This is a genomic window from Burkholderia sp. 3C (assembly GCF_054589155.1).
Genome location: NZ_BAAILN010000012.1, coordinates 94,404 through 103,257, shown reverse-complemented (window position 1 = coordinate 103,257; position 8,854 = coordinate 94,404). Strand labels below are relative to the sequence as shown.

Sequence of the window (8,854 nt, the reverse complement as noted above, 5' to 3'; positions counted from 1 at the left end):
GGTGCCGAGCGCGCGCTCGGCCGCCTTCTTGCGGATATTGCCGTGATGCTGGAGCCCGCCGATCACGATCAGCACCGTGATCGACGACCATTCGCCGTGCGGGATATTGAGCCCGGTGGACAATGCGATCGACACCAGCACACTGAGCGCGACGCGCGCGGCGTGGATCAGCTTGGCGTGCCGGTAGCGGCGATACGGATCGAGCAGCGGGCGGAACAGCGAGCGCAGGGCGGCGGGCAGGCGGAGCGGGGATGCGGTCATGACGGGCAACGGGAAGGCAAGGCGCTCGCGTGGAAGTTCGCGATGGGCGCGCCGTGGCTGCCGGCTGCGCGCATCGCACGTCCGGACGATTCTAATGGATCGGCCCGGCCGCGCCTGCCCGTATTAACGCGACGCGCCGCGACAAAAAGAAACGGACGCCGAAGCGTCCGTTTTGCGTCATGCCGGTGACTCGGCGAGCCGGCGCTCGAACGCGTCAGCGCGTCAGCGCACTGAAGCCTTCGAGCAGGCGATCCATGTCGGCCGGTGCGATCGCGCCCATCGTCGACACGCGGAACAGCGAGGCCGACAACCCGCCCTGGCCCGCGTAGATCACGAAGCCGCGCGCCTTGAGGCCGTCGTGCAGCGTTGCGTAGCCGACGCCGGCCGGCAGCGTGTAGGCGCGCAGCACGACCGACGATTCGCCGTCCGGCAGCACCAGCGACATGCCGCGCGCGGCCAGGCCGTCACGCACCTGGTCGGCAAGCGCCTTGTAGCGGGCGTGACGCGCCTGCCAGCCGCCTTCGTCCTCGAACTCGCGCAGCGCCTCGACGAGCGCGTAATACGCGTGCACCGACGGCGTGAACGGCGTGTTGCGCTGCGCCTGCAGCTTGGCGAGCCGGCCGAGATCGAGGTAATAGGTGCGGCTCGCGGCGCGCGCCAGCGCCGTGTTGCGCACGATCACGAACGCCGCGCCGGGCACGCCGTGCAGGCACTTGTTGGCGGTGGCGGCCACCGCGTCGGTCACGCCGTCGGCGAAATCGATCGCCTCGGCGCCGAAGCTGCTGACGCCGTCGACCAGCAAGCGCGCGCCATGCTGGCGGCACAGTTCGGCGATCGGGCCAAGCGCGTTCAGGCGGCCGGTGGTGGTTTCGTGATGAATCACGGCCACGTGCGTGATGGCGCGGTCGGCGGCCAGCGCGGCCTCGATGCGGCCGAGGTCCGGCGCTTCCATCCATTCGTGCTTGAGCAGCGTGTGGGCGATCCGGTATTGCTTGGCGATCTGCGCGATGCGATCGCCGTACACGCCGTTCTCGATCACGAGCAGCTTGCCGTCTTCGGGCACCAGCGCGGCGATCATGCTTTCGACGGCGGCGGTGCCGGAGCCCGTCATCAGCACGGCCTGCCATTCGGCCGGGTCGAGGTCGTAGGCGGCGACCAGGCGCGTGCGCGCTTCGTCCTGCAGGTCGAAGAACTCGCTTTCGCGATGGCAGAGATCGGTTTGCAGCAGGCTCTGGCGGACGCGCTCGGTCAGCGTGACCGGGCCGGGGTTCAGCAGCAGCATCATTCGGCTCCCGCGCCGATGTGGCGCATCAGACGTTCCTTCACTTCGATCGGCGTCACGGTCGGACGCGGCAGCCCGTCGGGCACGCCGGTGCGAATCTTGACGCAGGCGAAGCGCGCGCCGTCGGCCGGCTCGGCGAACAGCGCGTCGATCGCGCTCAGGTCGCCCTCGCGCGCCGACGCATAGCCGCAGGCGGCGGCCACGGCGGCGAACGACACGCACGGCGAGACGGTGGACTGGCCGCCCGTCGATTCGTGCGCGCCGTTGTCGAGCAGCAGGTGGATCAGGTTCTTCGGGCCGTAGGCGCCGAGCGTGGCGAACGCGCCCATGCGCATCAGCGCGGCGCCGTCGCCGTCGACCGCCACCACGGTGAGGTCCGGACGCGCCAGCGCGAGGCCGAGCGCGAGCGTCGTCACGCAGCCCATCGAGCCGACCATGTAGAGCTGGTTGGCGCGATCGTCGAGCGCGTACAGCTCGCGCCCGCAGAAGCCGGTGGAGGCCAGCACCACGGTCGAATCGAGCGGCGTGCGCGCGATCACGGCCGACAGCGCGTCATGGCGCGACGGCCGCTCGGCGGCGCGGCTCGCGGCCGCAACCGGCACGACGTGCGGGCGCGGCGCGGGCATCGGCGCATCCTTGAGCGGATAGGCGGCCACGCTGCCTTTCTGCATCACGAGCGCGTAGGGCCGGCCGGTTTCGTCCATGTGACGGATCGCACGGTCGAGCGCCGGGCCGATCTGCTCGGCCTCGGTCGGGAACAGCTCCCACGGAATCTCCATGGTGTCGAGCATCTGCGGCGTGATCGGCCCCATCAGCGCGTGCTGCGGCTCGTCGTGCTCGCCGGGCTTGCCGCGCCACGTGACGATCAGCAGTTGCGGCAGCTTGAAGGTCCAGGTCAGCGAGGTCAGCGGGCTGACCGCGTTGCCGAGGCCCGAGTTCTGCATCATCGCGATGCTGCGCCGGCCGCCCAGCGTCGCGCCGGCCGCGAGCGCGACGGCGTCGCCCTCGTTCGCCGCCGACACGTAGTGCAGCGACGGGTCCTGCAGGACGTAGTTGATGAACGGCGTCAGATACGAGCAGGGCACACCCGCGTACGAATCGAAACCGCGCGCGCGCGCGGCCTCGACGAACTGGGCTGCCTCGATCATTGGGTGTCCCCGGCCGGGGCGCCGTTCGCGAGCGGCGTCTGGCCGTGCGCGAAATCGCCGGCGCGGCGGAATTCGTCGAGGTCGTTCACGCCGCGCCAGTGGCCGTGCACGTACTGCACCGCGATCTTCTCGCCGGCTTCGACCAGCGCGTTCAGCAGCGCCGGGATATCGAGCTGGTCGAAATCGGGGCGCGCCTGCAGCGTGGCCAGCGTGGCCTTCAGGCGTTCGACGCCGGCGCCGCGCACGTTCAGCAGGCCGACCCAGCGGCCGTGCGGCGCGCCGTTGCCGGCGTCGCTCGCCACGCGTTGCAGCCTGACCTTCTGGCCGAACAGGCCGCGGTCGTCGGCCGACGAGCACAGCGCGAAGTCGCGCACGCTCTGGTTGGTCGAATCGGTCAGCGAGGAATCCACCACCACGGTGAATTCGGCGTCGCTTTCGGCCAGATCGCGCACGATGTAGCTGCGGAACAGCAGGTCGCCGTAGGAGACGATCGTGTCGCCCTTGACCTTGCCCAGCGCGCAGGCCAGCGAGCTCAGTTCGCCGGTTTCGGCGTGGCGCTCGTTGACCACCAGCTTGATGCCGGCCGTGTCGATCGCGTCGGCGCGATAGCCGCCCACCACCGTGATGTCGTTGACGCCTTCCTTCTTGAAGCCGTCGACGAGCCAGCGCAGCAGCGGCTTGCCGGCGATCGGCAGCATGACCTTCGGCTTGTCTTCGGTCACGGCCTCGAGGCCCTTGCCGCGGCTGGCCGCCAGCACGATGGCCGAGTTCGACGAACGCGACGACGACGACAGGTAGATGCGCTCGGCCGCCGAATATTCGTCGGCGTCCTGCAGGCGGAAGATTTCGTTGACGGTGACCACGCGGTCTTCGACGTTGACGAGCGTTTCGTTCTCGAAGATGTCGCGCGCGGTGGCCTGCATCGCGGCGGCGGACGAGCGGACCAGATGGTTCGCCCAGATCACGGTGCTGATGCCGGCCTGGCGGAACACGTCGGTCGGCGTGCTGTAGTACTTGGTCGGCACGATCACGATCGGCGCGCGGTTGTTCCACTGGCGCGCGAATTCGAGGATCTCGTCCGGACGCGACAGCTTGCTGTGCATCAGGATGGCGTCGGCGCCGGCATCGGCGTAGGCGTGCGCGCGGCGCAGCGCTTCATCCATGCCCCAGCCCGCGATCAGCGCTTCGACGCGTGCCACGATCGAGAAATTCGAATCCGTTTGGGAATCCTTGCCGGCCTTGATCTTGCCGGCGAATTCGTCGATCTCGGCGAGCGGCTGGCGTTCGCCGTCGATGAAGCTGTTGGTCTTCGGGAATTGCTTGTCTTCGATGCAGACGCCGGCGATGCCGCGCTGTTCGAGCTTGCGCACGAGGCGGCGCATGTTGTTGAAGTTGCCGTAGCCGGTGTCGCCGTCGAGCAGGATCGGCAGGTCGCTGGCGTCGGCCATGAATTCGAGCACGTCGACCACCTGGGTCCAGCTCGCTTCGTTGTTGTCGCGCACGCCGAGCGCGGCCGAGATCGACAGGCCCGAGCCCCAGATGCCCTTGAAGCCGGCTTCGCGCACGATTCGCGCGGACAGGCCGTTGTGCGCTTCCATCAGGAATTCGAGCTGGTTGCTCGTCAGCATGCGGCGCAGCCGCGCGGCACGGGATTCGGTGAAGTTATTGGGTTCGCGTGCGTTCATCGTGCGGCTCCTACGGTATTGCGCTGAATCAGCGGGAGAACTTCGTCAGCCGCGCGGGCGACGTCGTTGGGGAAATCGATTTCGATCCACGGTGCGCCGGTCACGTCGGCGACATCGAACGGGCGGCCGCCTTCGAGCAGCAGGTCGCGCACGGCTTCCTCGTGGGGCAGGTTGGCCCGGCCCGAATCGATGTAGCCGGCGACGATCTCGGCGAGGCGCTTGGCCGTGCCTTCGCTGAAGCGGAAGAAGCCGACCGATTCGCCGATGGTGTCGTATTGCAGGTCGACGGCGAGTTGCTTGCGCAGTTCGACGGGCACGCCGTCCTTCACGCACAGCTTGACCGGCTCGTCGCCGGCCTCGAAATCGCGGTCGATCAGCAGGCGGTCGACCGATTGCTCGGGGTTCGCGACCAGCGCCTGCATGATGCTGTCGTCGTACAGCACGTCGGCGTCCATCAGCAGCACGTCGCCGCCGCGCGTGAGCGCGTCGGCTGCGGTGTGGACGGTCAGCACGCTGCCGAGATCGAAGCGCGGGTTCAGGACGATTTCGGCTTGGCGACCGAGGCGGGCCAGTTCGGCCTCGACCTTCTCGTGCTGGAAGCCGAGCGCGAGGACGATTTCGGTCACGCCGAGCGATTCGAGCAGACGCAGGTGGCGCTCGAGCAGCGACACGTCGTCGAAGCGCAGCAGGCACTTCGGATACTGCGCTTCGGGAGGCAGTTGCAGGCGCAGGCCGAGGCCTGCGGCCAGGATGATGGCTCGCATTGAATACTCCACGCTATGTAATGGTTACTTGGCCGGATGCGGTCCGGCCGAGGGTTCGCCCGCCAGGCACGGCGCGGGCTGGCCCTAGTCCGCGAGCTGCGGCGCACGGCGCCGCTGCCAGTTTCTTTCGCTGAAATGCAGATACAGAATGCCGGGCAGGCCGAGCGCGAGCTCGCGCGCGCGCTTGGACAGCGACAGCGCGAGCGCCGCATCCGGCGGCAGCCCGACCAGCGGCGCCAGCAGCAGATAGCCGCCTTCCTGCGCGCCGAGCGAACCGGGAATCATGAATGCCGCGCCGCGAATCGCCTGGCCGACGCTTTCGAGCAGCAGCGCATCCACCCAACTGACCGGATGGCCGAGAAAGTGCAGCGCGAGCCACACCTCGCCGGTGCCGAGCAGCCAGCCGCCGAAGCTGTACCAGAACGTGGCGATCACGCGATCGCGCTTGCCGTACAGCTCGCCGACGGCGGAATCGATCGCGTCTGCGCGGGTGGCCAGCGACGGCCAGTCGCGCGGGCCGAGCGCCTTCGACACCATCCGCAGGCCCCGGCCGAACAGGCCGCGCCGCTGCGCCAGATAGAAACCGAACGCGCAGGCGCCGAGCAGGGCGGTGGCGATCAGGGCCGGCGTGCGCAGGTGGGTGGCCGCGGCGCTGTTCGCACCGAAGCTGAACACGGCGATGCCGCCGAGCGCGAACAGGATCTGCGCGAGCGCCTGCATGGTGGTGCTGACCGTGACGGCCGCCGCCGCGTGCGGCATCGGGATGCCCTTTTGCGACAGGTAGCGCGCCATCAGCACCGGGCCGCCGATCTGGCCGGCCGGCAGCAGGCTGTTGACCGATTCGAGCACCCAGCGCGCCGACAGCATCTCGCGCGTCGACACGCCGGGCGTGCCGCGCGGGAACATCACGGCGATCGCGCGGGCGTCGACCACGAGCGGGATCAGATGGAACGCGGCGACCAGCGCGAGGCCCCAGCCGGCCGTGGCCAGCGTGGAGACGACCGCGCCGAAACCCTGCCAGGACAGCAGGGCGATGAACAATGCCGTCCCGATGGACAGCAGGATGATTCCAGCGCGAGTCATTTCTGTGCGGGGCGGCGCGTGGCGAGCTGCTTGAAGACCTGACGGAAGCCGAAGTACGCGATCGCGTCCTTCATGTTCGAGATGAAGCGCTTCCAGGGGCGCATGCCCGGGTCGGTCACGTATTCGAAGGTCAGCGACACGCGCATTTCGTTCTCGCCCATCGGCGAGATGCGGTGGCGCAGCTTGTCGCCGTCGAACAGCACGATGCCGCCGTCGGGGATTTGCGTGGTGCCCGGTTCATCGGCCACGGCCGGGTTGCGCGTGTGCAGTTCGTAATCGAGGCGGCAGGTCGATTCGTCGATCACGCCGATCAGCAGCGTGTAGCGGCGGCCGTCGTAGTAGGACGTGTCGTAGTGCCAACCGATGTGGTCGCCCGGCTTCGTGTAGTAGTACAGCGCGTAGGCGTGCGGATCGTCGGCGGGCGACACCTGCAGCGTGTCGCCGGTCAGCTTTTCGAGGAATGCGATCAGGGCCGGCGAGCGGTACAGCTCGGCGATGAACGGCGCCTTCTCGTCGATCGTGTGGCGGCTGACGCTGCCGCCCTGCTTGTGGCCGGGCAGGTAGTTCCGGTTGACGTCGGGCAGCAGCGCGCGCGCGAGGTCGGCCAGGCGCCCGGAGGCGTCGGGCGGCAGGAACGATTCGAGATGAATGAACGCGCCCTGGCGGTCGAATTCGCGATGCAGGTGATCGGTATCGAGCGCGGCGGCGGCGCGGGAGACGGCGCCATCGGCGTTGCCCGGGGCGGCGTGGCCGGCAGTCGGGGCGCTGGCGCGCGGTTCGAATCCGGCTTCGGTTTGGGTACTCATGGGATGGTCAGGCCTTCGGGCTGTCGGCCGCCGGCACGGCGCCGCGGCGCACCACGCGCCAGTAATCGATCACGACCCAGGCCGCGAACACGGGCGCGCCGATCGCGGCGGCCAGGACAAAGCGCTCGACACCGTCGAGCAGCGTGACGATGGGCAGCAGATACAGCACGTCTTCGGTTTCGAAGCCGCCGATCGAGGCCTGCTTGGTGCCGGCCTTGCCCGCGAACGATTCGATCCGCATGCGCAGGAAGAAGATCAGCGCCACGGCCGCGCCGGCCAACGTGCCGAGCAGCACCGGCGGCGCGAACATGCGGCCGCCTTGCGCCACCACGCCCGCGCCCATGCAGACGAACAGCGCGATGGTGATCACCGCGTCGCTGGCGAGATCGTAGAAGTGGCCGATCTTGCTGGTCTTGCCGCTGATGCGGGCGAGTTCGCCGTCGGTGTGATCGACGAAGTTCGACAGCACGATCAGGAACGCGCCGGCATTGATCCAGCCGAAGCCGCCCTGCGCGAGACAGACGGCACCCGCCAGGCCGATCAGCAGGCGCAGCGTGGTCAGATGATTCGGGGTGACGGGCGTGTCGACGAGCGGCGTGACGAGCCGGCGCGCGAGCCGCGCATCCCACGTGCGGGGAGGCGGCGGCGCGATGAATTTTCTTTGGTCCATCGGCGGAATATATACGGATTTGTAACGATTTGCTTTTTCGCAGGTTCAATTTTGACATGCCGATGTCTGACCTGGGTTTAACCAAAATCAACGGGCCCCCCGGGGCGGCAAAATCGGGCGACAGGATTTGCGGCATTTCGTTTCGTTTCGTGGCGAAACAGAGCGCTGGGGTGAAGCCCGAATCGGCCGGAAAGGCTTGTCGCAGAAGGATATGCCGGGGGCATGCGGGTGCGGAGCGCAGGGCCGGCAGCGTGTTTAGCAAGCGGGTCGACCGTTTTGGCGGCGGGACGATCTGTTGCGTGATGGGTACTTTCGCGGCAAATACGCTGTGGCTGAAACGCCGCGGGTCGTCGTATAAAATGCCGAGATTGTTGTTGGCAAGCGAACAAATCACCGAATCTCGCCAGATTGTTCGACGACCGTCTTGGCGGCTGCACGAAGCCGTGCGCCGAAATCCGAGGCCGCGCGGCCCGCGCGCTTGATCGTTCCGTCCTGCCCCGCCACGATGTGCGCGAACCGAATTTTCCCTTCGTCTTTTTTCCGGAACCCGATGATGACGCTCAAGCCCCTGCTGGCCTGTTTCCTGTTCGCCGCGAGTGGCGCAACGTTCGCGAAAGCGCCGGATTGCATGGACAGCGCCACCACGCAACTCGACATGAACACCTGTGCCGCGAGCAAGAGCGTGAAATCCGACGCGCAACTGAACCGGACCTACCGCGATCTGCTCGGCCGGCTCGACGCGACGTCCGCCACCAGGCTCAGGGAAGCGCAGCGCCGCTGGGTGGCCTGGCGCGACGCCCAATGCGCGTTCGAGGTCGGCGGCGTGAATGGCGGCAGCGTGGCGCCGATGGTGCAGGCGCAATGCGTCGACCAACTCACGCAGGCGCAGACCCGGCTGCTCGACAAGCATCTGCATTGCGAGGAGGGCGATGTCAGTTGCGCGAAGTGACGCACGAGCCGTCGTTCTTCGTATTTCGGGACATCACTTCGCATTGAAATGCATGCCCGTATGTCGCTGATTTTCAATGCATTTTTCGTTATAACCGAGCGTTTCGCGAGCGTTTACCGTTCCGGTCACACCCCTTGTGATCTGGAGCTGTTTCGATGTGTCCGCTCAGTTGCCGCGCCCTGTGTTCCGTATTGCCTCGCTCGGTC

General features: G+C 67.7%; 9 protein-coding genes and 1 pseudogene. 1 reads left to right on the top strand and 9 read right to left on the bottom strand.

Annotated elements, in window-relative coordinates; all coding sequences use genetic code 11:
- The 9 genes and pseudogenes from ACYP33_RS01550 to ACYP33_RS01510 form a co-directional block, all read right to left on the bottom strand.
- A pseudogene (locus ACYP33_RS01550) lies at window positions 1-261 on the bottom strand (FUSC family protein); the annotation flags it as partial.
- Between the two features lie 214 nt (window positions 262-475).
- Entirely contained in the window at window positions 476-1,543 is a 1,068-nt protein-coding gene (locus ACYP33_RS01545; protein WP_459619392.1) for a 2-aminoethylphosphonate aminotransferase, read from the bottom strand.
- Window positions 1,543-2,691, bottom strand: coding sequence for a phosphonopyruvate decarboxylase (gene aepY, locus ACYP33_RS01540; protein ID WP_459619279.1), 1,149 nt, complete (start codon window positions 2,689-2,691; stop codon window positions 1,543-1,545). The genes ACYP33_RS01545 and aepY overlap by 1 nt, the downstream gene beginning before the upstream one ends.
- Window positions 2,688-4,376, bottom strand: coding sequence for a phosphoenolpyruvate mutase (aepX, locus tag ACYP33_RS01535; RefSeq protein ID WP_414447412.1), 1,689 nt, complete (start codon window positions 4,374-4,376; stop codon window positions 2,688-2,690). The genes aepY and aepX overlap by 4 nt, the downstream gene beginning before the upstream one ends.
- Window positions 4,373-5,140: a phosphocholine cytidylyltransferase family protein gene (locus ACYP33_RS01530; RefSeq protein WP_414439397.1), complete on the bottom strand. Its 768-nt coding sequence runs from the start codon at window positions 5,138-5,140 to the stop codon at window positions 4,373-4,375. The genes aepX and ACYP33_RS01530 overlap by 4 nt, the downstream gene beginning before the upstream one ends.
- 84 nt (window positions 5,141-5,224) lie before the next feature.
- Window positions 5,225-6,223: an HpnL family protein gene (locus ACYP33_RS01525; protein WP_414439396.1), complete on the bottom strand. Its 999-nt coding sequence runs from the start codon at window positions 6,221-6,223 to the stop codon at window positions 5,225-5,227.
- Window positions 6,220-7,029, bottom strand: a complete 810-nt coding sequence (locus ACYP33_RS01520) for a HalD/BesD family halogenase (protein ID WP_414447413.1) — start codon at window positions 7,027-7,029, stop codon at window positions 6,220-6,222. The genes ACYP33_RS01525 and ACYP33_RS01520 overlap by 4 nt, the downstream gene beginning before the upstream one ends.
- Before the next feature lie 7 nt (window positions 7,030-7,036).
- Complete coding sequence (locus ACYP33_RS01515) at window positions 7,037-7,699, bottom strand: CDP-alcohol phosphatidyltransferase family protein (protein WP_414447414.1); 663 nt, start codon at window positions 7,697-7,699, stop codon at window positions 7,037-7,039.
- A 390-nt stretch (window positions 7,700-8,089) separates the two neighbouring features.
- Window positions 8,090-8,263, bottom strand: a complete 174-nt coding sequence (locus ACYP33_RS01510) for a hypothetical protein (RefSeq protein ID WP_459619275.1) — start codon at window positions 8,261-8,263, stop codon at window positions 8,090-8,092.
- On the opposite strand from ACYP33_RS01510, the gene ACYP33_RS01505 reads away from it, so the two are divergent.
- Complete coding sequence (locus ACYP33_RS01505) at window positions 8,253-8,648, top strand: lysozyme inhibitor LprI family protein (RefSeq protein ID WP_459619273.1); 396 nt, start codon at window positions 8,253-8,255, stop codon at window positions 8,646-8,648. The two genes, ACYP33_RS01510 and ACYP33_RS01505, sit on opposite strands and share 11 nt — an antisense overlap.
- Window positions 8,649-8,854 lie beyond the last annotated feature (206 nt).